The following is a 26,389-nucleotide window of genomic DNA, read 5'->3' as shown; positions in this document are numbered from 1 at the left end:
AGCAACACAATCCGCCGGACCCGGCAGGATGTGTCGGCAATGAAACATCTCGCTGTCAAGGGCGTACGGCCGTCGCACGGCAGGTTTCACCGGTGTGCGAATCGGTCGAAGGGTTACGTTCGAGGCGAGTTGACCGAGAGTCGCAAAGTGACCATACACACACCCGGCCGGACCTTGTCGGGCAAGGTCCGGCCGGGTGCGCGGGGTTGACGAGCCGTGTTGACGAATCGCCTTTTGGGTCAGCCGAGAAGGCTCTCCAGCTCGACGTGGTCCAGGCCGTGGGCCTCGGCGACCTCCTTGTAAACGACCTTGCCGTCATGGGTGTTGAGACCCTTGGCGAGCGCGGGGTCGCGGCGCAGCGCCTCCACCCAGCCGTTGTTGGCCAGCGAGACGATGTACGGCAGCGTCGCGTTGGTGAGGGCGTTGGTGGAGGTGTTCGGCACCGCGCCCGGCATGTTGGCGACGCAGTAGAAGACCGAGTTGTGGACGCGGAAGGTCGGCTCGGCGTGCGTGGTGGGACGGGAGTCCTCGAAGCAGCCGCCCTGGTCGATCGCGATGTCGACAAGGACACTTCCCGGCTTCATGCGGGACACCATCTCGTTGGTGACCAGCTTCGGGGCCTTGGCGCCCGGGATGAGGACCGCGCCGATGACGAGGTCGGCGTCGAGGACGGCCTTCTCCAGCTCGAAGGCGTTGGACATGATCGCCTTGACCTTGGTGCCGAAGATCCGGTCGGCCTCGCGCAGCTTGTTGATGTCGCGGTCGAGCAGGATCACCTCGAAGCCCATGCCGATGGCGATCTGGGTGGCGTTCCAGCCGGAGACGCCGCCGCCGATGACGACGGCCTTGGCCGGGGTCACGCCCGGGACGCCGCCCGGCAGCACGCCGCGGCCGCCGGCCGCGCGCATCAGCTGGTAGGCGCCGACCTGCGGGGCCAGCCGGCCCGCGACCTCGGACATCGGGGCGAGCAGCGGCAGGGCGCGGTTCGGCAGCTCGACGGTCTCGTAGGCGATGGCCGTGGTGCCGGACTCCAGGAGCGCGTCCGTGCACTCCTTGGAGGCGGCCAGGTGCAGGTAGGTGAAGAGGGTCTGGTCCTTGCGGAGACGGTGGTACTCCTCCGCGATGGGCTCCTTGACCTTCAGCAGCAGGTCGGCGCCGGCCCAGACCTCGTCCGCGGTGTCGAGGATGGCGGCACCGGCGGAGACGTACTCCTCGTCCGTGATCGAGGAGCCGAGACCGGCGCCCCGCTCGACGACGACCTGGTGGCCGTTGCGCACCAGCTCATGCACACCGGCGGGGGTGATGGCCACCCGGAACTCGTTGTTCTTGACCTCGCGGGGGATGCCGACCTTCACGTCGATCACGGTCCTTGGCTCAGAGGGTATGGGGGTGCATTAAAGACGTACCCAGACATGCGGGGGCATACCGGGAGACACCGCAGGAGAACGAGCGGCAGAGCCAGTTTAATGAAGGTGTTCCGACTGTCTAGCCTTTCATTGCATCAATCTTCGCTGGATGCACTACGGATTTCGCAGGCGTTAGCGTCGTGTTCCGGCCCTGCGTCCTCTTCCGGTGGCTCCTCACCCAGCATGCGCTCCGCCGCTGCGCGGTGCAGGCGGGCCGACGCGGGGTCGCCGAGCCGGTCCAGGGTGTCGGCGAGCCGCAGCTGGAGTGCGGCCTGCAACCGCGCGTCCTCGGCGCGCCGCGCCCACTCCACGGCCTCCTGGCAGGTGCGCAGCGACTCCTCGGGCCGCCCCGCGTACTCCTGCACCCGGGCGATCTCGCTCAACGCCCGCGCGCTGGCGGCGACATCGCCGCTCCTGCGGTAGCCGGCGAGGGCCGCCCGCCAGTTCCGCAGCGCCTCGCCGTAGCGGCCGGCGTAGGTGTGGGCGGTGCCGATACGGCCGTACAGCCGGGCCGCCTCCGGGTGCTCCCCCCGGGCCAGCCGCTCGGCCAGCGCCCGGCCGAACCAGTCGGCGGCCCGGTCATGATCCCCCAGCTCCTGGTAGGCACCGCCTACGGATTCCATCGCGCGGCCGGTCGCGTACGGGTCGTTCGCCTCGCGTCCGGCGTCCAGTGCGGCCCGGAAACGGACCAGTGCCTCCCGGGTCCGGCCGGTCTGCGCGTCCAGATCGCCCAGGTTCAGCAGGGCCGCGGCCTTCTCCCGGGGCAGCCCGCGCCGCTCGGCGACGTCCAGGACGAGGCCGTGCAGGCCGTACAGGTCGGGGGCGGCGGCCTGGGTGCCGACATGCGCCGCCAGGGCCCTGACCAGCTGGGACATCAGCCGGCGGGCCAGGGTGTCCAGCTCGCCGTCGGCCACCGCGAGGCGGGCGGAGGCCAGCAGGGCGGGCCGCCGGATGCGCAGCCAGTCGGCGGCGGCCCGCGGGTTCGGGAAGCGCAGCGCCGGGGGCAGGCCGCTCAGCTTCTCCCGGGCCTGCGGGCTGTCGGTCTCGGTGATCGCCCGGCAGGACTGGAGCAGCCGTACCGTCCGTTCCAGCATCCGGGCCCGGGCCAGTTGCAGCTCCGTGGGCCGCTCCTGGGTCTCGGCCAGGGCGCGCAGCAGCGGGTGCAGACAGCCGGGGACCTCGTACTGGGGCAGCGGGGTGCCCAGCGCGCGCAGCAGGCCGAGGGCGACGAGGTCGTCCAGGGTGGCGCGGGCCGCGTCGACCGAGCAGCCGGCCAGCGCCGAGGCGGTGTGCGGGTCGGCCAGGCCGGCCGGCGCGAGGCACAGCAGTCGCAGCATGCGGGCGGCCGGGCCGGGCAGCTGGTCGTGGACGACCCGGAAGACGCGGGACAGCGGGGTGCCGTCCGCGCCGGCGTCGGCGTGCAGCCGCTTGGCGAGGTCGGAGACGGCGGCCTGGGGGCGGGCGGCGAGCCAGCCGCCGGCCAGCACCAGCGCGGCCGGGTGGCCCTGGCAGGCCTCGACCAGGCTCTCCGCGGAGCGCGGGTCGACGGTGACGCGGACCGAGCCGGCGTAACCGGTGAGCAGCTCCAGCGCGGACTTGGTGTCCAGGCCGCCGAGCGTGCAGGGGCGGACGTCCGCGATGCCGGTGAGGGGGCCCCCGGAGACGGCCACCACCAGGCAGTCCGGGGCGTCCGGGAGCAGCGCGTCGACCTGGTCGGCGCCGGCCGCGTCGTCCAGCAGGAGCAGCATCCGCCGGCCGGCGAGGGCGGCGCGCAGGGCCGCGGCCAGGTCGTCCTCGGCGGCTCCGGCGGGGGCGGGCAGCTCCAGCGCGGCGAGCAGGTCGCGGGCGGCCTGTTCGACGGGCACCGGGGTGCCGCCGGGCTCGCTGAGCCGGGCCCGCAGCACTCCGTCGGGGTAACGGCCGGCGACCTGCCGGACGAGTTGCTCGGCGAGGCGGGTCCGGCCGGAGCCGGGGCGGCCGGCGATGAGCAGCACGCGCGCGCGGGGGGCCTTGCGGCCGGAGAGGGTGTCCAGTCCGGCGCGCTCGATGTCGGCGCGCAGCTCCTTCAACTCCCGTGCGCGGCCCAGGAAACGGTCCTCCCTGGCCGGGTGCGCGGACCGCTCCGCACCGTCTGGGTCCACCGCCTGATCCGTCACGGGCCACACTCCCGTCCCACCGCACGCGCAAGCCCGCCGGTGTCTTCCGGTGCGGGCGTTGAAGAGCCTAGTTCACGCTCTGCGACGTTCCCGGAGGAGCGCGGCGCGGGTATCGCCCGATCGGATCAGGCGATCGTCACACCGGTGGGCCGGACGGGTGCGGTCAGGTCCCGGACGGGTCGGGTCAGTTCTCGAAGGGGCGCGCGGGCCACGGCGCGTCGGCGGGACGCAGCGCGTCCAGACCGTCCCCGCCACGGGCGGCGACCAGGGAGAGCACGCCCACCACGAGGCAGTTGTTGTGCACGTCCCCGGCCAGGACGCGGCGCACCAGCTCCTCGACCGGCACGCGCGCGTGCTGCATGTCGGTCTCCTCGTGCTCCGCCGCGAAGCGCTCGCCCTCGGCGTCGGACAGGCCGCGGGCCAGGAAGATCCGTACGGCCTCGTCGCAGCCGCCGGGCGTGGTGTACACGTCGGTCAGCACCCGCCAGTTCTCGGCCTTGACGTGCGCCTCCTCGTACAGCTCCCGCTGGGCCGCGTGCAGCGGGTTCTCGCCGGGCACGTCCAGCAGCCCGGCCGGGATCTCCCACAGCTTGTGCCGCACCGGGTGCCGGTACTGGTTGATCAGCAGCACCCGGTCCTCCTCGTCCAGGGCGAGGACGGCCACGGAGCCGGGGTGGACCTGGTAGTCACGGCGGGCCACCGACCCGTCGGGCATGACCACGTCGTCCGTGCGGACGGAGGTCTTGTTGCCCACGAAGGGGGTGTCCGTGGCCCGGATCTCCCACTCCTCGGGGGTGTCCTTGATCGTCATGCCCTGTCCTTCCACACGCTTTCCGAAAAGCCGGCCCCCAAAAGAAAGCCGGGGCGCTCACCCTTGAAGGTTCGCACCCCGGCCACCGTACAACTGGTGTGTTACTTCGAGTTCTTCCGCTCGACCGCGGCCTTCACCAGGCCGGCGAAGAGCGGGTTCGCGCGGGTCGGCCGCGAGCGCAGCTCCGGGTGCGCCTGGGTGGCGACCAGGTACGGGTGGACGTCACGCGGGTACTCCACGTACTCCACGAGCTTGCCGTCCGGCGAGGTGCCGGAGAAGACGATGCCGGCCTTCTTCTCCAGCTCCGCGCGGTAGGCGTTGTTGACCTCGTAGCGGTGCCGGTGGCGCTCCTCGACGTACTCCTTGCCGTCGTAGACCTCACGGACGATGGAGCCCTCGGCGAGCTTGGCCGGGTACATGCCCAGCCGCATGGTGCCGCCCATGTCACCCTCACCGGCGACGATGTCGAGCTGCTCGGCCATGGTGGAGATGACCGGGTGGGCGGTGGCCGGGTCGAACTCGGTGGAGTTGGCGTCCGGGATGTCGGCCAGGTTGCGGGCGGCCTCGATCACGATGCACTGGAGGCCCAGGCACAGGCCGAGCAGCGGGATCTTGTTCTCCCGGGCGTAGCGGATCGCGCCGACCTTGCCGAGCACACCCCGGTCGCCGAAGCCGCCGGGGATGCAGACGCCGTCCACGTCCGCGAGCTGGGCCTTGGCGCCGGCCGGGGTCTTGCAGTCGTCCGAGGTGACCCACTTGATCTTCACGCGGGCCTTGTTGGCGAAGCCGCCCGCGCGCAGCGCCTCGGTGACCGACAGGTAGGCGTCGGGCAGGTCGATGTACTTGCCGACCAGCGCCAGGGTGACCTCGTGGTCGGGGTTGTGGACGCGGTCGAGCAGGTCGTCCCAGGTCGTCCAGTCCACGTCGCGGAAGGAAAGGTCGAGCTTGCGCACCACGTAGGCGTCCAGGCCCTCGGCGTGCACGACCTTGGGGATGTCGTAGATCGAGCGGGCGTCGGGGCAGGCCACCACGGCGGCCTCGTCGACGTCGCACATCAGGGAGATCTTCCGCTTGATCGCGGTGGGCACCTCCCGGTCGCAGCGCAGCACGATCGCGTCCGGCTGGATACCGATGTTCCGGAGCGCGGCCACCGAGTGCTGGGTCGGCTTGGTCTTCAGCTCACCGGACGGGCCGATGTAGGGCAGCAGCGAGATGTGCACGACGAAGACGTTGTCCCGGCCGACCTCGTGGCGGACCTGGCGGACGGTCTCCAGGAACGGCAGCGACTCGATGTCGCCGACCGTGCCGCCGACCTCGGTGATGACCACGTCGACCTCGTCGGTGGCCATGCGCCGGATGCGGTGCTTGATCTCGTTGGTGATGTGCGGGATGACCTGCACCGTGTCGCCCAGGTACTCGCCGCGCCGCTCCTTGGCGATCACGGTCGAGTAGACCTGGCCGGTGGTGACGTTGGCGGTTCCGTCCAGGTCGCGGTCGAGGAACCGCTCGTAGTGGCCGATGTCCAGGTCGGTCTCGGCGCCGTCGTTGGTGACGAACACCTCACCGTGCTGGAAGGGGTTCATCGTGCCCGGGTCGACGTTCAGGTACGGGTCCAGCTTCTGCATCACGACACGCAGGCCCCGCGCCTTGAGCAGCATGCCCAGGCTGGAGGCGGTCAGACCCTTGCCGAGCGAGGAGGCGACACCCCCGGTCACGAAGATGTGCTTGGTCGTCGTGGTGTTGGGCGGCATGGCCAAGAGGGGGCTCCCGTGGTCGCGGTCTGGGGGTGCGATACGGCGACCCTCCCGAGTGTTCCGGAGGTGCCGTCGCTGCGGTTCGGGGGTTTTTCTCCCACCGGTCCACGGGCTACCAGCGTATCAGCGCCTGGGCGAGATGGCTCCCGACCACTCTTCGCGGTCGCCCGGGCACAGCGGGCCGCCACACATGTCACTGGTGTCACTCAGGTCATACTCGGGACACACCGTTCTCACCCAGTGCTCACTCGTTCGGCCCACACGGGTTGCCCGGAGCGGCACGCAGACCATCTACGTGCGTCGTATCCTGCTCGGACATTCGCTGCCGAGCCCGGCCGGAACGACGGCACACCCCCGCCAACATCACCCGGAACAACGAGAGCGCGGCAGTTCGTTGAGCAAAGACTGTCGTATTGCCTCAGGGCTCGGCGGACTGCTTTGCTTCACCGCTCAACGACGCACAACAACGAACCCTTGACCGCACTAGCGACAGCCCCCTGCGCGGGGGTGTGACGTGGCCGTTCGACTGGAGTTGCACGTGGCCGGGCGTATCGAAGACTACGCACTCATCGGAGACATGCAGACCGCGGCGCTGGTCTGCCGGGATGGCACGGTGGACTGGCTGTGCCTGCCCCGCTTCGACTCGCATGCCATCTTCGCCGGCCTGCTGGGCACCGAGGAGCACGGCTTCTGGCGCCTCGGCCCGGCGCACGCCGCCGACGCCAAGCCGCCCACGGCCGCCCGGCGCGGCTACCGCGGCGACTCGCTGATCCTGGAATCGGAGTGGGACACCCCGCGCGGCACGGTCCGTGTGACCGATTTCATGCCCCCGCGTGACGGCGCCCCGCAGCTGATCCGGATCGTGGAGGGCGTCACCGGCCGGGTCCCGATGCGCTCGGCCCTGCGGATGCGGTTCTCCTACGGCCGGGTGGTGCCGTGGGTGCACAAGCACGAGGGCCGCACGGTGGCCGTCGCCGGACCGGACTCGGTGTGGTTCGACACCGAGGCCGAGACCTACGGCAAGGCGCTCACCACGTACGCCGACTTCACGGTCGCCCCGGGTGACCGGATCACGTTCACCATCTCCTGGCAGCCCTCGCACAAGCAGCCGCCGCCCCTGCCGGAGCCGGAGGCCTCGCTGGAGGCGACGGAGGACTTCTGGCGCGAGTGGGTCGAGCACTGTACGTACCACGGGCCGTACCGCGAGGCGGTGATCCGCTCGCTGATCACCCTGAAGGCGCTGACGTACGCCCCCACGGGCGGCATCGTCGCGGCCCCGACGACCTCCCTGCCGGAGGACATCGGGGGCGTGCGCAACTGGGACTACCGCTACACCTGGCTGCGGGACGCGGCGATCACCCTGTCCTCGCTGCTGCGCACGGGCTACCGAGAGGAGGCCCGCGCCTGGCGCGAGTGGCTGCTGCGCGCGGTCGCCGGCGACCCGGAGAACCTCCAGATCATGTACGGCCTCGCCGGTGAGCGGGAGCTGGGCGAGGCCGAGCTGGACTGGCTGCCGGGGTACGAGGGCTCCGCCCCGGTCCGGGTCGGCAACGGCGCGGCCCACCAGCTCCAGCTGGACGTGTACGGCGAGGTCACCGAGGCCCTGCACCTGGCGCACATGACCGGTCTGGCCCGCCACGACTACGCCTCCCTGCTCCAGCTGAAGCTGATCCGCTACCTGGAGGACCACTGGCAGGAGCCGGACGAGGGCATCTGGGAGGTGCGCGGCCCGCGCCGGCACTTCGTGCACTCGAAGGTGATGGCCTGGGTCGCCGTCGACCGCACGATCAAGCTGATCGAGTCCGGCGACGCGGACGGCCCGCTGGAGCGCTGGAAGGAACTGCGCGACGACATCCACCGGGACGTGTGCGAGAAGGGCTACGACAAGGAGCGCAACACCTTCACCCAGTCCTACGGCTCACAGGAGCTGGACGCCTCACTGCTGCTCATCCCGCAGATGGGCTTCCTGCCGCCGGACGACAAGCGGGTGATCGGCACCATCGAGGCCATCCAGCGCGAGCTGTCCACCCCGGACGGCTTCATCCTGCGCTACCCGACGGAGGGCGACCGCAAGGGCGTCGACGGCCTGCCCGGCGACGAGGGCGCGTTCCTGGCCTGCTCGTTCTGGATGGCGGACGACCTGGCGATGATCGGCCGGGTGGACGAGGCCCGCAAGCTGTTCGAGAAGCTCCTCGCGCTGCGCAACGACCTCGGTCTGCTCGCCGAGGAGTGGGACCCGCGCCTGAAGCGCCAGGTGGGCAACTTCCCGCAGGCGTTCAGCCACGTCCCGCTGATCGACACGGCCCTGCGGCTGACCGCGTCGGGCGCCTACGGAGGCTAGACGCTCCGCCAGGGGCGCCGTGCCTGCTCTTCGCCCGTCCGCGGGTCCGTCGTGGCTGGTCACGCAGGTCCCCGCGCCCCTTCGGGGCGCGACCTGCCTACCCTGGAACCGGACAGATGCCCCTTTTCCGGAAGGGGGCGGCCATGGCTTCCCTCTCGAAGGCGGGCGCGGCCCTCGCCGCGCTGCGCGAGGATCTGGTCGGAGAGGTTCTCGCGCCGGGGGACCTGGGCTACGAGGAGGCCCGTGCGGTCTTCAACGCGAGGGTCGACCGGCGGCCGGCGGTGATCGCGCAGTGCGCGGACGCGACCGATGTGGTGCGGGCCGTGCGCTTCGCCAGGGAGCTGGACCTGCACATCGCGGTGCGCGGCGGCGGCCACAGCGTGGCCGGTACCGCACTGGGCGACGGCGCGCTCGTGGTGGACCTGCGCCGGATGCACCGGGTGACCGTCGACCCGGCGGCCGAGGCGGTCCGCATCGAGGGCGGTGCCACGATGAGCCATCTCGACCGGGCCACCGAGCCGTACCGTCTCGCGACCACCGGCGGGCGGGCCTCCACCACCGGCGTCGGCGGCTTCGTCCTCGGCGGCGGCACCGGCTGGCTGGACCGCGCCTTCGGCCTCGCCGTCGACAACCTCATCGCCGTGGAGCTGGTGACCGCCGACGCCGAGCGGCTGCACGCGAGCGCCGACGAGAACCCCGAGCTGTTCTGGGCGCTGCACGGCGGGGGCGGCAACTTCGGCGTCGCCACCGCGCTCACCCTGCGGCTGCACGAGCTGCCGGAGTTCTCGATCGTCCTGCTGCTGTACCTGCCGGATCTCGGACCGGACGTGCTCCGCACCTTCCGGGAGGTCATCCGCACCGGGCCGGACGAGATGGGCGGCGCGGCGCTGTACCTCGCCGGCCCGCCCGAGGAGTTCACACCCCCGGAGCTGGCGGGCACGCCGCTGTGCGCGGCCCTGCTGACCTACACCGGCGGCGAGGACGAGCTGCGCAAGCTCGCCGAGCCGCTGCTCGCGCTGCCGCACGAGGTGGAGCTGGCCGGTGACATGCCGTACGCCGATGCGCAGTGCATGCTCGACCAGCCGGCGGGGCTGCGGAACTACTGGTCGGCGGAGTATCTGACCGGGCTGCCGGACGAGGCGGTGGACGTCTTCTGCGCCCGCGCGGACGGCATGCCGGTGCCGACCCCCACCCAGCATCTGCTCTTCCCGCAGGGCGGGGCCGTCGCGGCCGGTCCGCACGAGTACCCGGTGCCGTACCGGGACGCGCCCTGGGCGGCGCACCCGTTCGCGATCTGGGCGGACCCGGCCGACGACGAGCGGTCGATCACCTGGGTGCGGGACGTGCGCGCCGGCCTGCGGCGGTGGAGCACGGGTGCCGTGTACCTCAACTTCATCGGCGACGAGGGCCCCGAGCGGGTCCGCGCGGGCCTGGGCGCCGGGAACACCCTGCGCCTGGCGAAGGTGAAGCGGCGGTACGACCCGGACAACGTGTTCCGGTTCAACCACAACATCCGGCCGGTCTAGACACGAGCTGTCCTGCACCGGCCGTCCTGCGCCCGCTGTCCTGGGCCGGCTGTCCCAGGGGGAGCTGTCCTGAGGGCGTTCCCGCAGGTAGCGTCGCCGCATGGACAGCCGTACGGACCACCGATCCGACACCCAGGGCGCCGGAATCACCGTGCAGCGGGCGCTGGAGCTGCCCGGACTGCGCAGCGGGCTGCCGGAGGTGCTGGCGGGCGGCGACCGGCTCGGCCGCACCGTGCGCTGGGTGCACGCGGGGGAGGTCCCGAACATCGCCTCACTGCTCAAGGGCGGCGAGCTGCTGCTGACCACCGGATACGGCCTCGGCACCCGGCCGGCCGAGCAGCGGGCGTTCGTGCGCACCCTCGCCGAGCGCGGGATCGCCGCCCTGGTGGTGGAGCTGGGCCCGCGCTTCGCCCGGCTGCCCGCCGCCCTGGTGGACACGGCCCGCGCGGCCGGGCTGCCGCTGGTCCAGCTGCACCGCGAGGTGCCGTTCGTGACGGTCACCGAGGAGATCCACACCGAGATCGTCAACGGCCACTACGCGCTGCTCCAGCGAGCGGAGGAGGTGCACCGGCGCTGCACCGAGGCCCTGCTGGGCGGCGGCGGGGTGCCGCAGGTGCTGGACATCCTGGCCGACTTCAGCGGCAACCCGGTGTTCCTGGAGACCGCCGACGGACGGCTGCTGTACGCCGCCGGGGCCGGGCCCGAGGGCGCGGACCCGCTCCAGGTGTGGGAGGGGCTGCGCGGCCCGCACAAGGAGGCCCCGCCGCCCGCCGGGTCGGTACTGGTCGACGTGCCCGGCGGCGGACCCGGCACCGCCGGTTCCGTGCGCGCCCGCCTGGTCCTGCTGCCGGTCCGCTCACCGCTGGCCCCGGTGCACCGGATCGCCGCCGAGCGGGCCGCGGGCATCCTGGCCGTGGTGCTGATGCAGGCCCGGCAGGAAGAAGAGCTGGCGGCGCGCGGGCGCGGTGACTTCCTCACCGATCTCGCCGAGGGCCGGATCGCGGCGGAGGACGCCCCGGCGCAGGCCCGGGTGCTCGGCTTCAAGCCCGGTGACAGCCCGCTGCTGCCGGTGGTGATGCGGATCGGGGACAGCCTCTCCCCCGGCGGGGGCTGGGCGGTGCTGGCCCGGGCGGTCTCCGAGGAGCTGGCCGCGGTGGGGGTGCCGGTGCTGCTCGGGGTGCGGCCGGTGGAGGGCCGGGTGCTGGTGTTGCTGGGGCTGCGCTCGGAGTCGGAGCGGGCGGCGGTCGCGGACCGGGTGGCGGCGGCGCTGCGGGCCGGGGCGGAGCGGGCCGGGATGCTCCGGCCGGGCTCGCCGCCGCCGGTGGTGGTCGTCGGGGTGGCGGGCGGCTGGGCCGCGGCCTCGGCGGGGCTGCGGCACGCGGCGGAGACCGCGACGGCGGCCCAGGGCCTGACCGACCGGCCCTGGTACGACGCCCGGCGCCTCGACATCGACCTGTTGCTGTGGCGGCTGCGCGACCACCCGGATCTGGCGGCCTTCGTGGACCGGGCGATCGGCCCGCTGCGCGACCACGACCACCGCTCCAGGCCGCCGCTGCTGCCGACCCTGGAGACGTATCTGGCGCACGCCGGCCGCAAGGCGGAGACGGCCCGCGAACTGCATCTCAACCGGCAGACGCTCTACAACCGGCTCGCCCGGATCGGGGAGTTGCTGGGTACCGACCTGGACGACCCGCAGACGGTACTGGCGTTGAGCCTGGCCCTGCGGGCGCGCCGGCACGTGCCCTGAGGCCGGTCAGGCCAGTGGTCTCGGCTGGGTCAACTCGTCGTAGACGGTGAGGACTTGGGCGACGGTCTCGTCCTCGGTCGGCCAGGTGGCGGCCTGCCGCGTCCCGCGCTCGCGCAGCACCGCGCACCGCTCCGGGTCCGCGAGGAGCCGTACGACGGTGTCGGCGAGGGCTTCCGGATCTCCGTACGGGACGAGTTCGGCCGCGTCGCCGACGAGGTCCGGGATGCCGCCGACCCGGGTGGCGACGAGCGGCACGCGCGCGTGCAGCGCCTCCTGGGCGAGAACGGACCGCGACTCCCAACTGCTGGTCAGCAGGGCCAGATCGGCGGCGGCGAGCAGCTCGGGCACGTCCTCGCGGTGCCCGATGAGCCGCACCGGCAGCTCCTCGTCCTCGATCCGCCGTTGCAGCACCGGCCGCAGCGGCCCCTCCCCCGCGACGACCACCAGCGGCACCGGGTCGAGGTCACGCCACGCGCGGGCCGCGTCGAGCAGGACGTCGTAGCCGCGGTGCCGGTCCAGGGAGCCGACCGCGATGAGCAACGGACGGCCCGTGGCACCGAGTTCGGCCCGGGTCTTGGGCCGCATCCGGTCGGGGTCCTCGCGGTCGAGGGGGTCGAGGGCGTCGGCGTCGAGGAGGCCGCCGGGCAGGCGCCGACCCGGCAGGGCGACGGCCGCGAGCCGGGCGTCGCGCGCGCCGGTCCGCCGGGCCCGGTCGACCAGGTCGGGGCTGGTGCCGAGGACCACGGCCGCGGTCCTCATCACGCGCCGCTCCAGCAACCGCAGCAGATGGGCCCGCGGGCCCTCCGCGTGGGCACGGTTGTGCCAGGTGACCACCAGTGGGGTGGTGCGCCCGCTGAGCGCGAGGACGGTCCGGAAGGAGGCGTGCAGGCCGTGCGCGTGCACGAGGTCGGCGTTCGCGCACGCCGTCCGGAGCGCGGCCACGGAGACGGGGTCGCTGCTGCGCGGCACGTGCACGTGCTCGGCACCGACCCCGGTGAAGTCGAAGGCGTGATCGGCCTCGAAGGGGGCGCATACGGTGACCCGCACGCCCCTCGCCACCAGCCCCTCGGCCAGGGAGCGCACATGCGCGCTGCTGCCGGCGTTGCCTCCGCCGAGCACCTGCACGGTGCGCAGCGGCGACTGGCCGTGCGGTGCGTTGCTGCTCAGGGGGCTCACGGGGCCGGGCTCCTGGTTCACGGGGGACGGGCACGAGGTTCACGTGGGGTGGTCACGAGGAAACGTACAGAAGGTAGCGGGCTCAGGGGGGCGGAAGGACGCACCCCGCGCGCCTCCCGGGCGGACCGTCCGGACCCGCTGCCCGCCCCGCGTTCCCTGCCAAGCATGCCAGGACGTACGGCCGTTCAGGGACATCGGGGAGGGCGCACCCTGCGGCGGGCCGGGGCAATGCGCCGGAGCACATCACCCACACGGGTGAGGGAAGGCGCGCCACGGCCGAACGGTGTGCGCGGGCATACGACGAGGTCAGCCGCTCACAGTGCGCGGGCCCAGGCGCTCACCCGGTCCCCGTACCGGGCGGCGGCCACCAGAGCGACGGCGTGCGCGAGCAGCCCCGCGCGCCGGTTTCCCGCCACCACGGCCGCCCCCAGTGCGGCGCCGAGGGCGTGCGCCCCCGTGTCCCCGAGCATCACGCGCTCGCCGAGGTCGTCGGGCAGCACAGCCGCGGCGGCCCCCATCGCCCCGGCGGCCAGTTCGGCCGCCGGCCCCTTCCGTACGAGCCCCGGCGCCCCGAGCGCCAGCACCGCGCCGGCGGCCCGCCCCGGCCGCACGTCGAGGAGGTTGACCAGGTGGGCCGTCCCGGCGATCACGACCCCGCCGAGCAGCTTGTCGAGCGGACGCTCCTTCATCAGCGCCCCCGCCACCAGCGCCGCTGCCGAGATCCCGAACAACTTCACGGCCCCACTGGTGACCTCACCGTCCCGCAGGGCCCCCAGATGTGCCCGGAACCCCCGCCGGTGATCCCCGGCGACATCGTCGTACGCCCCACAGACCCCGGCGGCCAGCACCGCGAACCCGGCCCCGGGACGCACCCGCCCCGCGGCGACCGCCGCCCCCAGCACCGCGGCCGGCCCGGCGTACAGCCCCACGACCCGCCCGGCATGATTCGTCCGCTCCCAACGCTCCCGCCCACCGGGAGCGGCCTTCCGGAGCCCGGCACACGCCGCACGCGCCAACAACGCCGCCGACCCGAAGGCACTCCCCCTGCCCGCACATACGATCACCACATCACCCTAAGGGCGCACTGCTCCCCGCCGGGGCCCGGCCGTTGTCAGTGCCGCCTGCCACGATGCGGGGGTCGGGGGGACGGCGTACGGCGGGAGGGGCACATGACGCGGAAGCCACGGCGACAGACCCGGAAGGCTCGCGCGGGCGGGATGGCGATCCACCACGACCTGAGCGTCTACGACAACGTCGAACGCGCCGCCCGGACTTCTCGCTGGGCGCCGGGACCACGGCTACGACCTGCACGCGCTCGGGATCAGGACCCGCGAGCACACCCCGGACGCGCGCCGGACGCGGCCCTCGCGGCGGCCCATCGCCGAGTACCTGGGCATGGCCGGGGCCGTCTGCCTCGTCCGCGGGCGCACGCCGGTGCAGCGCGCCCTCGTCGTGCCGAGCCGGCTCGCTCGACGGCCGGCGCGACGAGGGCTTCGCCGTCGACACGAAGGTGTCCACGCACGCGTGGGCCTACGACATCGCCCGCCGGCGCCTGACCGAACCGGCGCCGTCGGCCTGACGCCCGTGGGCCCGGGGCGGACACCTGGCCGGCGCCCGCCCCGGGGCGCGCGGTCCTACAGGTCCGCCCTGGCGGTCGCGAGGAGTTCCTCCGCGTGGGCGCGGGCCGTTTCGGAGTCCTCCTGGCCCGCCAGCATGCGGGACAGCTCGCGGATGCGCTCCTCGCCCTCCAGGACCTTCACGCCGGAGCGGGTGACGGAGCCGTCGTTGGTCTTCTCCACCAGCAGCTGGCGGTCGGCGAACGCGGCGACCTGGGGCAGGTGGGTGACCACGACGACCTGCGCGGTCCTGGCGAGCTTCGCCAGCCGCCGGCCGATCTCGACCGCCGCCTTGCCGCCGACACCCGCGTCGACCTCGTCGAAGAGGTACGTCGGCACCGGGTCGGTCCCTGCGAACACCACCTCCACGGCCAGCATCACGCGGGACAGCTCACCGCCGGACGCGCCCTTGGCGATGGGCCGCGCCGGGGCGCCAGGGTGCGGAGCGAGCAGCAGCTCGACCTCGTCCACGCCCGAGGGGCCGTAGGCGACCGTCCGGCCGCCGACCTCGACACCCTCCGGGTCCTCGGTCTGCCGGATGTCGAAGGACACGCGCGCGTGGGGCATCGCCAGCGAGGCCAGCTCGGCGGTCACGGCGGCGGCGAACCGCTCGGCGGCCTCCGTGCGCGCGTCCGTCAGCGCCTGCGCGAGCCCGCCCAGTTCGGCGCGGAGCGCGTCCCGCTCGGCGGTCAGCTCCTCGATCCGCTCGTCGTCGCCGTCCAGCTCGGTGAGCCGCGCGGCGCTCTGCTCGGCCCAGGCCAGGACGGCCGCGATGTCGTCCCCGTACTTGCGGGTCAGGGCGTTCAGGGCGGCCCGGCGCTCCTCCACGGCGGCCAGCCGCAGCGGGTCGGCGTCGAGATCGTCGGCGTACCCCGCCAGCTCGCCGGCCACGTCACCGAGCAGGATGCCGATCTCCCCGATCCGGTCGGCGAGCGCGGCCAGCGCCGGATCGTGCGACCGCACGGCCTCCAGGGCCCGGTGCGCGCCCGCGACGAGGGTCGAGGCGTCGATCCCCTCGGGGTCCTCCGGATTGCCCGCGAGGGCGGCGTGCGCGGCCGTCGCGGCGGACGACAGCGCCTCGGCGTGCCCCAGCCGCTCGGCCTCCTCGGCCAGCTCCACGTCCTCGCCGGCCCGGGGCTCCACGGCGGCGATCTCGTCGAGCCCGTACCGCAGCATGTCGGCTTCCTGCGCCCGCTCACGCGCGCGCGTGGTGATCTCCTCCAGCTCGGTGGAGACGGCCCGCAGCCGCTTGTACGCCTCGGTGTACTTGGCGAGCGGCACGGCGACGGCGTCGCCCGCGTACCGGTCGAGCGCCTGCCGCTGCCGGGACAGCTTCAGCAGCCCCTGCTGGTCGGTCTGCCCGTGCACGGCCACCAGGTCGTCGGCCAGCTCGGCGAGCAGCCCGACGGGCACGCTGCGCCCGCCCAGATGCGCCCGGGAGCGGCCCTCGGCGGAAACGGTACGGCTGATCAGCAGGGCCCCGTCGTCCAGCTCGGCCCCCGCCTCCTCGGCGCGTACGACGGCCGCGGCGCCGGGGGGTACGGCGACCCGCCCCTCCACGACCGCCTTCTCGGCCCCGATCCGCACCAGCGTCGGGTCCGCCCGGCCACCGAGCAGCAGCCCCAGGCTGGTGACCACCATGGTCTTGCCCGCACCCGTCTCACCGGTGACGGCGGTGAACCCAGGCGAAAGCTCGACAACGGCATCGTCGATGACCCCGAGCGACCGTATCCGCATCTCCTCCAACACGGAACAGACCATACGAGGTCCGGGGCGGCGAGCGCACATGGCCCGCCCATGTCACTCCGAGGGGTGGTGCGGTGCTCCCCGCCATCCCGTGGTGGGCAACGCGAATTTCGCGACAAGCCGGTCGGTGAAGGACGAATGGTGCAGACGGGCCAGCCGTACCGGCACAGCCCCCCGCCGCACCTCGACCCGCGCCCCGGGCGGCAGCTCCACGGTCCGCCGCCCGTCACACCACAGGACCCCGGGCGGGATGTGCGGCAGCACCTCCACCGCCAGCACGGAGTCCGGCGAGGTGACCAGCGGCTTGGCGAACAGCGCGTGCGCGCTGATCGGCACCATCAGCAGTGCCTCCACCTCCGGCCACACCACCGGTCCCCCGGCGGAGAAGGCGTACGCCGTGGACCCGGTCGGCGTGGACAGCACGACGCCGTCGCACCCGAACCCGGTCACCGGCCGCCCGTCGATCTCCAGCACGACTTCCAGCAGCTTCTCGGCGCCGGCCTTCTGCACGGCCGCCTCGTTCAGCGCCCAGTCGGTGTGCACGATGTCACCGTTGCGGTGCACCACGACGTCGACGGTCATCCGCTCCTCGACCTCGTAGGACCGCGCCACCACCCGGTCCACCACCCGGTCGAGGTCGTCCCGCTCGGCCTCCGCCAGGAACCCGACGCGCCCGAGGTTGACCCCCAGCATCGGCACCCCGGAGGCCCGCGCGAACTCGGCGCCGCGCAGCAGCGTGCCGTCGCCGCCCAGCACGATCAACAGCTCGCACCCGTCCAGGCACTGCGCGGTCGCCTCCTTGACGAGGGCCACCTCGTCCGGGAGCGGCAGGTCGCGCGCCTCCTCCTCCAGCACCCGCACCCCGATGCCATGCCGCAGCAGGCCCTTGACGACGAGTTCCGCACTGCGGATCGCCGCGGGCCGCCCGGTGTGGGCGAGCAGGAAAACAGTACGCGCCAGGTTCTGTGTCAACGCGGCCCCTCCGCCACTGCACGGTCGACGTCGGCCGGGTCCACCTGGGGTGCCCCCGCCCGCAGCCAGAGAAAGTACTCCACGTTCCCCGAGGGGCCGGGCAGCGGGCTCGCGGTGACCCCCCGCACCCCGAGCCCCAGCTCCCACGCCTTCTCGGCCACTGCGCGCACGGCCTCCGCCCGCAGCTGCGGACTCCGTACGACACCCCCGCTGCCGAGCCGCTCCTTCCCCACCTCGAACTGCGGCTTGACCATCATCACCAGGTCGGCGTCCGGCGTCACGCACCGCTTCAGAGCGGGCAGCACCAGCCCGAGCGGGATGAAGGACAGATCGCCCACGACAAGATCCACAGGTTCCCCATCGATCGCCTCAAGCGTCAACTCGCGTACGTTCGTACGGTCCTTGACGGTGACGCGTTCATCCTTCTGGAGAGACCAGGCGAGTTGTCCGTAGCCGACGTCCACCGCGACGACGTGGGCGGCTCCCGCGCGCAGCAGGACATCGGTGAAGCCGCCGGTGGACGCCCCGGCGTCCAGCGCGCGCCGGCCCTCGACGACGAGCCCCTGCGGCACGAAGACCTCCAGCGCGCCGGCGAGCTTGTGCCCGCCCCGGGAGACGTAGTCGGGATCGCTGTCGTCGGCCTGGACGACGATCGCCGCCGCGGTCTCCACCTGCGTGGCCGGCTTGGTCGCCACGGTCTTGCCGACGGTGACCCGCCCGGCGGCGATCAGCTGGCTGGCGTGCTCGCGCGAGCGGGCGAGCTTCCGGCGGACCAGCTCCGCGTCGAGACGGCGGCGTGCGACTCCTGCCACGTTCGGTTCAGCTCCTGTGTCGGTACGCCGGTGACGGCGCCTGTGGGTGCGAAGGCGGGGGCACCGGAGGTCCCGGGCGGGCGTCGAGCGCGGTGAGCGCGTCGCGCAGCCCCCGGTGCACATCCTCGTACACCTCGACATGACCGTCGGTGGCGAGGTGGTCGGCGTCGGCGAGTCGGTCGAGCTGGGCGTCGACCTCGGCGTTGCCGGTGGGGGTGCGCGGGACGTTCAGGGGGGCGGGCGCCGCGGGGTCGTACGCGGGCGCCGCCTCGGTGTCGATGTCGGCCTCGGACACGGACTCGCTCATGCCCAGACGCTACCCCGAACCGCTGGGGTACCGTCGTGGGCGATGGCCACGATCGAGGAGTGCCGCGTCGCACTGGGGAAGCTTTCGGACAACATGCAGGGGGCCGAGGGCGACGTCCGCGCGGCCGCCGCGCTCGACCGCTCGGTGAGCTGCCACATCACCGATCTCGACGTCACCTTCGCGGGCCGGATGACCGACGGCCGGATCGAGGTCGACGAGACCCACCCGGGGCCACCCCGTGAGAAGGCGCAGATCCGGCTCACCATGGCCGGGGACGACCTGGTGGCCCTGGTGGACGGCGAGCTGAACTTCGCGACCGCCTGGGGCTCGGGCCGGGTGCGGCTGGAGGCGAGCCTGCTGGACCTGTTCCGGCTCAGGAAGCTGCTGTAGACGCTCCTGCTCAGGAAGCCGCCGTGACCTTCTCCGCGCGCGCCTTCCGCGCCGCCGGGACCACCAGCGGGGTCCCCGTCTCCGGGTCCTCGATGACCTGGCAGCGCAGCCCGAAGACCTCCTCCACCAGCTCGGCCGTGACGATGTCGTTCGGGGAGCCCTCGGCGATCACCGTGCCGCCGCGCAGGGCGATGAGGTGGGTGGCGTAGCGGGCGGCGTGGTTGAGGTCGTGCAGCACCGCCACCAGCGTCCGGCCCTGCTCCTCGTGCAGCTCGGCACACAGGTCGAGGACGTCGATCTGGTGCTGGATGTCCAGGTACGTGGTCGGCTCGTCCAGGAGCAGCAGCGGGGTCTGCTGGGCGAGCGCCATGGCGATCCACACCCGCTGCCGCTGCCCGCCGGACAGCTCGTCCACGTACCGCTCCGCCAGCTCCGCGACCCCGGTCTGCCGCATCGACTCACTCACGACCCGCTCGTCCTCCGCCGACCACTGGCGCAGCAGGCCCTGGTGCGGGTAGCGGCCCCGGCCGACCAGGTCGGCGACCGTGATGCCGTCGGGCGCGACGGACGACTGCGGCAGCAGGCCGAGGGTCCGCGCGACCTTCTTCGCGGGCATCGACTGGATGGCCTGCCCGTCCAGCAGCACCCGGCCGTGGCTGGGCTTGAGCATCCGTGACAGCGCCCGCAGCAGCGTCGACTTGCCGCACGCGTTCGGGCCGACGATCACCGTGAAGGAGTTGTCGGGGATCTCCACCGACAGCTGCTCGGCGATGACCCGCTGGTCGTAGGCGAGGGTGACGTTCTCGGCGGACAGGCGGTTCACAGTGCTCCTAGGGGTGTTCGGGTGCGCGCCGCTCCCGTCCGGGCCCTGCGCGCGCTTCATATCCGGCCCGCCCGGCGCTCGGTGACCAGCAGCCACAGCAGGTAGACGCCGCCGAGGACGCCGGTGACCACGCCGACGGGCAGCTGGTCGGCGCCGAAGGCGCGCTGGGAGGCCCAGTCGGCGGCGACCAGCAGCGTCGCCCCCATGCACAGCGAGGGCACCAGGTTCGGCCCCGGCGAGCGGGTCAGGCGCCGGGCGAGCTGCGGCGCGGTGAGCGCGACGAAGCTGACGGGGCCCGCGGCGGCCGTGGCGGCGGCGACGAGCAGGACGGCGCAGACCATCAGCAGGAGCCGGACGCGCTGCACCCGTACGCCGAGCGCGTTCGAGATGTCGTCGCCCATCTCCATCATCCGCAGGCCGCGCGCGTTGGCGAGGACCAGCGGGACGAGGACGGCGCACAGCCCGAGCAGCGGCCCCACCTGGTCCCAGTCCCGGCCGCCCAGGGAGCCGGTCATCCACACCACCGCCCGGGTCGCGTCGACCAGGTCCGCCTTGGTGAGCAGATAGCCGTTGACCGCCGTCATGATGGCGTTGACGCCAATGCCGACCAGCACCAGCCGGTATCCGTGCACGCCCCGTTTCCAGGCCAGCACGTAGATCGCGAGACCGGTCGCCAGGCCGCCGACCAGCGCGCCCAGGGTCACCTGGGAGGCGCTGCCGGACATCAGCACGATCACCACGAGCGCGCCGGCCGTCGAGCCCTGCGACAGGCCGAGCACGTCCGGGCTGCCGAGCGGGTTGCGGGAGACGGACTGGAACAGCGCGCCGCCCAGGCCCAGCGAGGCGCCGACCAGCAGGCCGACGAGGACCCGGGGCAGCCGCAGCTCGTTGACGATGAAGTCCTGGTAGGCGGTGCCGTTCCCGGCGAGCGTCCGCAGCACGTCGGCCGCCGGGATCTTGGCGTCGCCGGTGCCGATCAGCGCCACACCGGCGGCGCAGGCGGCGGCCAGCAGCAGGACGACGACGATCAGCGCACGCGGGTCCAGGCGCAGCGAGAGCCCGCCGGGGGTGCGTACGGCACGGCTCCTGGAGTGTGTCTTCACAGCTGGGCCGTCCTCCGCCGTCGTACGAGAAAGATGAAGACCGGGCCGCCGATGACCGCCGTGACGATGCCGACCTGAAGCTCGGCGGGGCGGGCCACGACCCGGCCGATGACATCGGCCCCGAGCAGCAGCACGGGCGCCAGGACCGTGGCGTACGGCAGGATCCAGCGCAGGTCGGGGCCCGTGAAGGAGCGCACGACGTGCGGGACCATCAGGCCGACGAAGACGATCGGGCCGCAGGCGGCGGTCGCGGCACCGCACAGCACCACGGCGGCCAGCATGGCCAGCGCCCGGGTGCGGTCGAGGTTCGCGCCGAGGGCGCGGGCGGTGTCGTCGCCCATCTCCACGGCGTTCAGCGGCCGGGCCAGGGCGAGCGCGAGGACCGTGCCGACCGCGAGGAACGGCAGGACCTGCACGATGGTCGCGTCGGTGGCCGACACCAGCGAACCCACCGTCCAGAAGCGCATCTTGCCCAGGGCCGCCCCGTCCGTGATCATCACGGCCTGGAGGTAGCCGTACAGGGCCGCGCTGATCGCCGTACCGGCGAGCGCGAGCCGCACCGGGGTGGCACCCCGGCTGCCGCCGAGGAACCACACCAGCGCGCCGACCGCCGCCGCGCCGAGGAACGCGAACCACACATATCCGGCAAGGCTGGTGACGCCGAAGTAGGTCATGGCCGTCACGACGGCGGCGGAGGCGCCCGCGTTCATCCCGAGCAACCCTGGCTCGGCCAGCGGGTTGCGGGTCAGCGCCTGGAGCACCGCGCCCGAGAGCCCGAGGGCGGCGCCGGCCAGCACACCGAGGGCCGTACGTGAGAGCCGCTCGTCCACGACCACGTCGCCGTACGTCCCCGTGTCGTGGAACAGGCCGTGCCAGACCTGGTCCAGCGACAGCGCTTTCGCCCCGATCGCGATGCTCGCCAGAGCGACGAGCACCAGGAGCACGACCGAGAGCAGGAGCCCAAGGGTCCTCGCCGCCCGGCGGGTTGGGGGCGCGGGGGCGGTCTCCGCGCGCTGTTCCGGAGGACTGTCGACCAACACGAGGTTAGGTTAGCCTACCCTCGCATTCGATCTCGATCCCCGGTTCCTGTGACATCCGCCCGCGTCCCGCTGGGGGACCGTCAGAGCCCCAGCCTGGCCAGCGCCTTCTCCCCGTCCAGCGCGCAGGAACCCTCCCCCGCCGCCGTCCACGCCGCCGCGCACAGCGCCCGCAGCCCGTCCAGCGCCTCGCCGTCACCCGTCAGCTCCAGCCGACCGGCCCCGGCCGTCGCCGTCCACCCGCCGCAACGGAAACCGTCACCTTCCTGGGTGATCTCCGGCTGCCCGGTGAGCAGCCCGCGCAGATCGGCGTCCACATACGTCGGACGGTGCCGCGGCGGCGCGGCGAGCAGCTGCGCCCCGTCGGTGACCCCGGTCAGCACCAGCAGCGAGTCCACCCCGCCGTTGAACGCGCCCTCGATGTCCGTGTCCAGCCGGTCCCCGACCACCAGCGGACGCTCGGCCCCGGTCCGGATGATCGTCTCCCGGTGCATCGGGGGCAGCGGCTTGCCCGCGACCTGCGGCTCGGCACCCGTCGCGATCCGCACGACCTCCACGGCCGCCCCGTTGCCCGGCGCGATGCCCCGCCCGCTCGGAATCGTCAGATCGGTGTTGGACGCGAACCACGGCACGCCACGCCGGATCGCGTACGACGCCTCGGCGAACCGCCCCCAGGGCAGATCCGGCCCGCCGTAGCCCTGCACGACCGCTGCCGGGTCGTCGTCCGCCGACTCCACCGGCGTCAGGCCCCGCTCGCGCAGCGCCACCCGCAGCCCGTCCCCACCGATCACCAGCACCCGCGCCCCGGCCGGCACCTGCTCGCTGATCAGCCGCGCGACGGCCTGCGCTGAGGTGATGACCTCGTCCGCGCCCGTCGGTATGCCCAGCTCCGTCAGATGCTCGGCCACCACGTCCGGGGTCCGCAGCGCGTTGTTGGTGACGTACGCCAGACGCATCCCGCCCGACCGGGCCACCGCCAGCGAGTCGACCGCGTGCGCGATCGCGCTCCCGCCCGCGTACACCACCCCGTCCAGATCGAGCAGCGCCGTGTCGTACGCCTCGCTCAGGGGCTGCCCACTGCCCTCGGGCCTCGTCCTGACGCCCTGGCTCATGTCCACATCGCTCCTCGTTCACTCGCCTTTCCCCCGATCATCCCGCATGCCACTGACACACGTACGATGCCGGGATGAACACTGCCGGTCACTGGGAGGCAACGGCGCGTCGAGGCCTGGAACTGACCCCGTTCCGAGGCCTTCGTTACGACCCCGACCGGGTCGGCAGCCTCGCCTCCGTCACCTCCCCGCCCTACGACGTCGTCGTACGCCCCGACGGCCTGCACCACCTCCAGTCGGCCGACCCGTACAACATCGTCCGGCTGATCCTGCCCCAGGCCGGCACCCCCAGCGCCCGCACCGAGCAGGCCGCCGACACCCTGCGCCGCTGGCTGGACGAGGGCATCCTCACCGCCGACCCCGAGCCGGGCCTGTACGTGTACGAGCAGCGCAACGGCGACGGCATGCTCCAGCGCGGCATCATCGGCACCCTGCGGGTCACCGAGCCCGCCGAAGGCGTGGTGCTCCCGCACGAGGACGTCATGCCGCCCGTGGTCGCCGACCGCGCCGCCCTGATGCGGGCCACGCGCGCGAACCTCGAGCCGCTGCTGCTGACCTACCGGGGAGACGGCGCCGCGGCCGAGGTCGTGGAGCGTACGGCGGACCGCCCGCCCCTGTTGGCCACGACCACCGAGGACGGCTTCCGGCACCGCCTCTGGTCCGTCACCGACCCCGGCGAACTGACCCGCGTCCAGACCGACCTCGCCGGCCGCCAGGCCCTGATCGCCGACGGCCACCACCGCTGGGCCACCTACCGCCGGCTGCGCCTGGAACACCCCTCCCCCAGCCCCTGGGACTACGGCCTGGTCCTCCTGGTCGACACCGCCCGCTACCCGCTGCGCGTCCGCGCCATCCACCGGCTGCTGCACGGCCTGCCGGTCGCGGACGCGCTGGCGGCGGTGAACGGCCTGTTCCGGGTACGACACCTCGACAAACCCCTCCCCGAGGCCCTGGAGACACTGGCGGACGCGGCCTGCGCCGGCAACGCCTTCCTGCTGGCCGGCGACGGCGCCTTCCACCTGCTCGACCGCCCGGACCCGGACCTGCTGGCCCGGACCGTCCCGGCGGACCGCCCGGCCGCCTGGCGCGCCCTGGACGCCACGGTCCTGCACGCCACGCTGCTCGACCACGTCTGGCACATCCCCGAGGACTCCCCGGCCCACATCGCCTACATCCACGACACGGCCGCGACCGTAGAGAAGGCGGAACGCGACGGCGGTACGGCGGTGCTGATGCACCCGGTCCGCGAGGAAGTCGTACGCGACCTGGCCCGGCAGGGCGTGACCATGCCCCGCAAGTCGACGTCGTTCGGCCCCAAACCGGCCTCGGGGCTGGTGCTCCGCGCACTGGAGATCTGAGCCGCAGCGGCTGACGCCGCACGGGCCGACAGCACACGAAAGAGGGCGGGTTCCCGGGGGAACCCGCCCTCTTCTCGGTGACTGACGTCAGTCCTTGTCGCCGTCCTCCGGGGAGGCGTCGGTGGACTCGTCGGCCGCGTCCTCACCCTCCTCGGACAGAGCGTCGACGAACTCCACGCCGTCCAGCTCGGCGAGCCGGTCGGAGGCGTCCGTGCTGCCGTCCCGGTCGGCCTCGACGGCCTTCGCGAACCACTCCCGCGCCTCGCGCTCCCGGCCGGCCGCCAGCAGGGCGTCCGCGTACGCGTAGCGCAGGCGAGCGGTCCACGGCTGCACCGAGTTGGAGGCCAGCTCCGGGCTCTGAAGGGTCACGATGGCCGCGTCCAGCTGGCCCATGTCACGCCGGGCACCGGCGGCGACGAGGCGCATCTCGACCTGACCGGCCTTGTCCAGCTTGTGCACCTCCGGGGCGCCGGCCATGTCCAGCGCCTTCTCCGGCCGGCCGAGCCCGCGCTCGCAGTCGGCCATCACCGGCCACAGGTCCACGCTGCCGGTCATCCGCCGGGCGGCCCGGAACTCGGCGAGGGCCTCGCCGTACTTCTGGTTCGCGTACGCGGCGAATCCGGCGGCCTCGCGTACGGCGGCCACGCGGGACGCCAGACGCAGCGCCACCCTGGAGTAGCCGTAGGCGCCCTCGGGATCCTCGTCGATGAGCCGGGCGACCATCACCAGGTTCTTGGCGACGTCCTCCGCGAGCGTCTTGGGCAGGCTCTGGAGCTCCTGCCGGACGTCCCTGTCGATCTCGTCGCCGGTGACGTCCTCGGGGATCGGCAGCCGCTTGATCGGCTCCCGGTCCCGGTCCCGGTCCCGCTCATCGCGGAACCGGCCACCGCCACGGCGGTCGTCACGGCCGTCCCGGCCGTCCCGGCCCCGGAAGCCACCGGGGCGACCGCCGCGGTCGCCACGGTCACCGCGGTCGTCCCTACGGGGCCCGCGGCTCCCACGGTCATCCCGGGTGTCCCGGCCCCGGAAGCCACCGCGGTCATCCCGGCTGTCCCGGCCCCGGAAGCCACCGCGGTCACCACGGCTGTCGTCCCGCCGGAACCCACCGCGCTCACCACGGTCGCGGTCGTCGCGGCGGTCGTCGCGGCGGTCATCACGGCGGAAGCCACCACGGTCGTCATCGCGGCGGTCATCGCGGCGGAAGCCACCACGGTCGTCGTCACGGCGGAAGGAGGGGCGGTCGCCGCGGTCGTCACGGCGGAAGGAGGGACGGTCGCCACGGTCGTCACGGCGGAAGCCGCGGTCTCCACGGTCGTCCCGGCGGTCGTCGCGCCTGTCATCACGCCGGTCGTCCCGATGGAAGGCCGGGCGCGAACCCCGCTCACCCTCACGGCGGTAGCCGCCGCCACGGCTGTCGTCGCGCCGGTCGTCGCGCCTGTCATCGCGGCGGAACCCGCCGCGCTCGCCACGGTCGCGGTCGTCGCGCCGGTCATCCCGACGGTCGTCACGGCGCGCGTAGCCACCGCCGCGGTTCTCGTCGCGCCGGCCGTAGCCGCCACGGTTGTCGTCACGCCGGTCGTCACGGCGGAAGGAGGGGCGGTCGCCACGGTCGTCACGGCGGAAGGAGGGGCGGTCACCACGGTCGTCACGGCGGAAACCGCGGTCTCCACGGTCGTCCCGGCGGTCGTCGCGCCTGTCATCACGCCGGTCGTCCCGACGGAATCCGCCGCGCTCACCCCGGTCGCGGTCATCCCGCTGGAACCCGGGACGTGCGCCCCGTTGGTCGCCCTCGCGGCGGAAACCACCACCACGGCGGTCGTCGCGCCGGTCATCACGACGATCGTCACGGCGGCCGTAGCCACCGCGGTCGCCACCGCGGTCGCCACTGCGGCGGTCGTTGTCGCGCCGGTCGTTGTCGCGGCGGAAGCCGCCACGGTCACCCCGGTCACCACTGTCCCGTCGCCGCGGGTCGCGCTCCGGTCGGTCGTCGGGCGAGTTGGTGGACATGGTGACTCCTGTCTTCGGTACTACAAGCATTGTAAAAACAAAAGGACCCCTGGTCCCAGCTGAACGCTGGTGACCAGGGGTCCTTCCAAAGATTGTTCGGCGGTGTCCTACTCTCCCACAGGGTCCCCCCTGCAGTACCATCGGCGCTGTGAGGCTTAGCTTCCGGGTTCGGAATGTAACCGGGCGTTT

General features: G+C 73.2%; 21 protein-coding genes and 1 rRNA gene. 6 read left to right on the top strand and 16 right to left on the bottom strand.

Annotation, left to right across the window (positions count from 1 at the left end; all coding sequences use genetic code 11):
• Positions 1–239: 239 nt before the first annotated feature.
• The 4 genes from ald to ACZ4WH_RS30265 all read right to left on the bottom strand — a co-directional run bounded on the left by ald (position 240) and on the right by ACZ4WH_RS30265 (position 6,124).
• Positions 240–1,364, bottom strand: coding sequence for an alanine dehydrogenase (gene ald / locus ACZ4WH_RS30280; RefSeq protein ID WP_468186644.1), 1,125 nt, complete (start codon positions 1,362–1,364; stop codon positions 240–242).
• A 137-nt stretch (positions 1,365–1,501) separates the two neighbouring features.
• Positions 1,502–3,562, bottom strand: coding sequence for a tetratricopeptide repeat protein (locus tag ACZ4WH_RS30275; RefSeq protein WP_468186641.1), 2,061 nt, complete (start codon positions 3,560–3,562; stop codon positions 1,502–1,504).
• Positions 3,563–3,746: 184 nt separating this feature from the next.
• Positions 3,747–4,373, bottom strand: coding sequence for an NUDIX domain-containing protein (locus tag ACZ4WH_RS30270; RefSeq protein ID WP_468186638.1), 627 nt, complete (start codon positions 4,371–4,373; stop codon positions 3,747–3,749).
• Between the two features lie 101 nt (positions 4,374–4,474).
• Positions 4,475–6,124, bottom strand: a complete 1,650-nt coding sequence (locus ACZ4WH_RS30265; RefSeq protein ID WP_468186635.1) for a CTP synthase — start codon at positions 6,122–6,124, stop codon at positions 4,475–4,477.
• A gap of 541 nt (positions 6,125–6,665) precedes the next feature.
• On the opposite strand from ACZ4WH_RS30265, the gene ACZ4WH_RS30260 reads away from it, so the two are divergent.
• From ACZ4WH_RS30260 to ACZ4WH_RS30250, 3 genes are all read left to right on the top strand, one after another.
• On the top strand, positions 6,666–8,468 hold the full coding sequence (locus tag ACZ4WH_RS30260) for a glycoside hydrolase family 15 protein (protein ID WP_468186633.1): 1,803 nt from the start codon (positions 6,666–6,668) through the stop codon (positions 8,466–8,468).
• A gap of 143 nt (positions 8,469–8,611) precedes the next feature.
• Positions 8,612–9,994, top strand: coding sequence for an FAD-binding protein (locus tag ACZ4WH_RS30255; protein WP_468186630.1), 1,383 nt, complete (start codon positions 8,612–8,614; stop codon positions 9,992–9,994).
• Positions 9,995–10,094: 100 nt separating this feature from the next.
• Entirely contained in the window at positions 10,095–11,741 is a 1,647-nt protein-coding gene (locus ACZ4WH_RS30250; protein ID WP_468186627.1) for a PucR family transcriptional regulator, read from the top strand.
• Positions 11,742–11,747: 6 nt separating this feature from the next.
• Here ACZ4WH_RS30250 and ACZ4WH_RS30245 read toward each other — a convergent pair whose 3' ends face one another.
• The 6 genes from ACZ4WH_RS30245 to ACZ4WH_RS30220 form a co-directional block, all read right to left on the bottom strand.
• Positions 11,748–12,917 carry a glycosyltransferase family 4 protein gene (locus tag ACZ4WH_RS30245; protein ID WP_468186624.1) on the bottom strand — a complete coding sequence of 390 codons (1,170 nt, stop codon included), beginning with the start codon at positions 12,915–12,917 and terminating at the stop codon, positions 11,748–11,750.
• Between the two features lie 314 nt (positions 12,918–13,231).
• The gene (locus tag ACZ4WH_RS30240; protein ID WP_468186621.1) at positions 13,232–13,981 is read right to left on the bottom strand and encodes a hypothetical protein; all 750 of its coding nucleotides are present in this window, start codon (positions 13,979–13,981) and stop codon (positions 13,232–13,234) included.
• A gap of 570 nt (positions 13,982–14,551) precedes the next feature.
• Positions 14,552–16,294 (bottom strand): DNA repair protein RecN, encoded by a 1,743-nt coding sequence (gene recN / locus ACZ4WH_RS30235; RefSeq protein ID WP_468186619.1) that lies wholly within the window; start codon positions 16,292–16,294, stop codon positions 14,552–14,554.
• A gap of 39 nt (positions 16,295–16,333) precedes the next feature.
• Entirely contained in the window at positions 16,334–17,251 is a 918-nt protein-coding gene (locus ACZ4WH_RS30230; RefSeq protein ID WP_468186616.1) for an NAD kinase, read from the bottom strand.
• A complete protein-coding gene (locus tag ACZ4WH_RS30225) occupies positions 17,248–18,063 on the bottom strand; it encodes a TlyA family RNA methyltransferase (protein ID WP_468186613.1) in 816 nt (271 codons plus the stop codon). The genes ACZ4WH_RS30230 and ACZ4WH_RS30225 overlap by 4 nt, the downstream gene beginning before the upstream one ends.
• A 7-nt stretch (positions 18,064–18,070) precedes the next feature.
• Positions 18,071–18,370, bottom strand: a complete 300-nt coding sequence (locus ACZ4WH_RS30220) for a hypothetical protein (RefSeq protein ID WP_468186610.1) — start codon at positions 18,368–18,370, stop codon at positions 18,071–18,073.
• Between the two features lie 42 nt (positions 18,371–18,412).
• Here ACZ4WH_RS30220 and ACZ4WH_RS30215 point away from each other — a divergent pair, with 42 nt between their 5' ends.
• A complete protein-coding gene (locus ACZ4WH_RS30215; RefSeq protein WP_468186608.1) occupies positions 18,413–18,760 on the top strand; it encodes an SCP2 sterol-binding domain-containing protein in 348 nt (115 codons plus the stop codon).
• Positions 18,761–18,770: 10 nt separating this feature from the next.
• Here ACZ4WH_RS30215 and ACZ4WH_RS30210 read toward each other — a convergent pair whose 3' ends face one another.
• From ACZ4WH_RS30210 to ACZ4WH_RS30195, 4 genes are all read right to left on the bottom strand, one after another.
• On the bottom strand, positions 18,771–19,643 hold the full coding sequence (locus tag ACZ4WH_RS30210) for an ABC transporter ATP-binding protein (protein WP_468186605.1): 873 nt from the start codon (positions 19,641–19,643) through the stop codon (positions 18,771–18,773).
• Positions 19,640–20,686, bottom strand: a complete 1,047-nt coding sequence (locus tag ACZ4WH_RS30205; protein ID WP_468186602.1) for a FecCD family ABC transporter permease — start codon at positions 20,684–20,686, stop codon at positions 19,640–19,642. The genes ACZ4WH_RS30210 and ACZ4WH_RS30205 overlap by 4 nt, the downstream gene beginning before the upstream one ends.
• Positions 20,683–21,726, bottom strand: a complete 1,044-nt coding sequence (locus tag ACZ4WH_RS30200; RefSeq protein ID WP_468186600.1) for a FecCD family ABC transporter permease — start codon at positions 21,724–21,726, stop codon at positions 20,683–20,685. Before ACZ4WH_RS30200 ends, ACZ4WH_RS30205 begins: the two co-directional genes overlap by 4 nt.
• Positions 21,727–21,806: 80 nt before the next feature.
• Positions 21,807–22,835 (bottom strand): HAD-IIA family hydrolase, encoded by a 1,029-nt coding sequence (locus ACZ4WH_RS30195; protein WP_468186597.1) that lies wholly within the window; start codon positions 22,833–22,835, stop codon positions 21,807–21,809.
• 74 nt (positions 22,836–22,909) lie between these two features.
• On the opposite strand from ACZ4WH_RS30195, the gene ACZ4WH_RS30190 reads away from it, so the two are divergent.
• Positions 22,910–24,193 (top strand): DUF1015 domain-containing protein, encoded by a 1,284-nt coding sequence (locus ACZ4WH_RS30190; protein WP_468186594.1) that lies wholly within the window; start codon positions 22,910–22,912, stop codon positions 24,191–24,193.
• Positions 24,194–24,280: 87 nt separating this feature from the next.
• Here the strand turns inward: ACZ4WH_RS30190 and ACZ4WH_RS30185 are convergent, their stop codons facing one another.
• The gene (locus ACZ4WH_RS30185) at positions 24,281–25,024 is read right to left on the bottom strand and encodes a tetratricopeptide repeat protein (RefSeq protein WP_468186767.1); all 744 of its coding nucleotides are present in this window, start codon (positions 25,022–25,024) and stop codon (positions 24,281–24,283) included.
• Between the two features lie 525 nt (positions 25,025–25,549).
• Between ACZ4WH_RS30185 and ACZ4WH_RS30180 the strand changes: the two genes are divergently transcribed.
• Positions 25,550–26,263 (top strand): hypothetical protein, encoded by a 714-nt coding sequence (locus ACZ4WH_RS30180; protein ID WP_468186770.1) that lies wholly within the window; start codon positions 25,550–25,552, stop codon positions 26,261–26,263.
• Positions 26,264–26,294: 31 nt separating this feature from the next.
• Here the strand turns inward: ACZ4WH_RS30180 and rrf are convergent.
• Positions 26,295–26,389 (bottom strand): 5S ribosomal RNA (gene rrf, locus ACZ4WH_RS30175); the annotation flags it as partial.

The organism is Streptomyces sp. NPDC029138 (genome assembly GCF_055564375.1).
Note: the sequence above shows the minus strand (reverse complement) of the source record. Positions and strands in the feature narration are given on the sequence as shown.

Excerpts from the sequence above, each read along its gene's own strand:
- ACZ4WH_RS30190 (WP_468186594.1), top strand. The coding sequence starts at position 22,910 with ATGAACACTGCCGGTCACTGGGAGGCAACGGCGCGTCGAGGCCTGGAA.
- ACZ4WH_RS30250 (WP_468186627.1), top strand. The coding sequence starts at position 10,095 with ATGGACAGCCGTACGGACCACCGATCCGACACCCAGGGCGCCGGAATC.
- ACZ4WH_RS30270 (WP_468186638.1), bottom strand. The coding sequence starts at position 4,373 with ATGACGATCAAGGACACCCCCGAGGAGTGGGAGATCCGGGCCACGGAC.
- ACZ4WH_RS30210 (WP_468186605.1), bottom strand. The coding sequence starts at position 19,643 with ATGAAGCGCGCGCAGGGCCCGGACGGGAGCGGCGCGCACCCGAACACC.
- ACZ4WH_RS30265 (WP_468186635.1), bottom strand. The coding sequence starts at position 6,124 with ATGCCGCCCAACACCACGACGACCAAGCACATCTTCGTGACCGGGGGT.
- recN (WP_468186619.1), bottom strand. The coding sequence starts at position 16,294 with ATGGTCTGTTCCGTGTTGGAGGAGATGCGGATACGGTCGCTCGGGGTC.
- ACZ4WH_RS30180 (WP_468186770.1), top strand. The coding sequence starts at position 25,550 with ATGGAAGGCCGGGCGCGAACCCCGCTCACCCTCACGGCGGTAGCCGCC.
- ACZ4WH_RS30195 (WP_468186597.1), bottom strand. The coding sequence starts at position 22,835 with ATGAGCCAGGGCGTCAGGACGAGGCCCGAGGGCAGTGGGCAGCCCCTG.
- ACZ4WH_RS30220 (WP_468186610.1), bottom strand. The coding sequence starts at position 18,370 with ATGAGCGAGTCCGTGTCCGAGGCCGACATCGACACCGAGGCGGCGCCC.
- ACZ4WH_RS30255 (WP_468186630.1), top strand. The coding sequence starts at position 8,612 with ATGGCTTCCCTCTCGAAGGCGGGCGCGGCCCTCGCCGCGCTGCGCGAG.
- ACZ4WH_RS30215 (WP_468186608.1), top strand. The coding sequence starts at position 18,413 with ATGGCCACGATCGAGGAGTGCCGCGTCGCACTGGGGAAGCTTTCGGAC.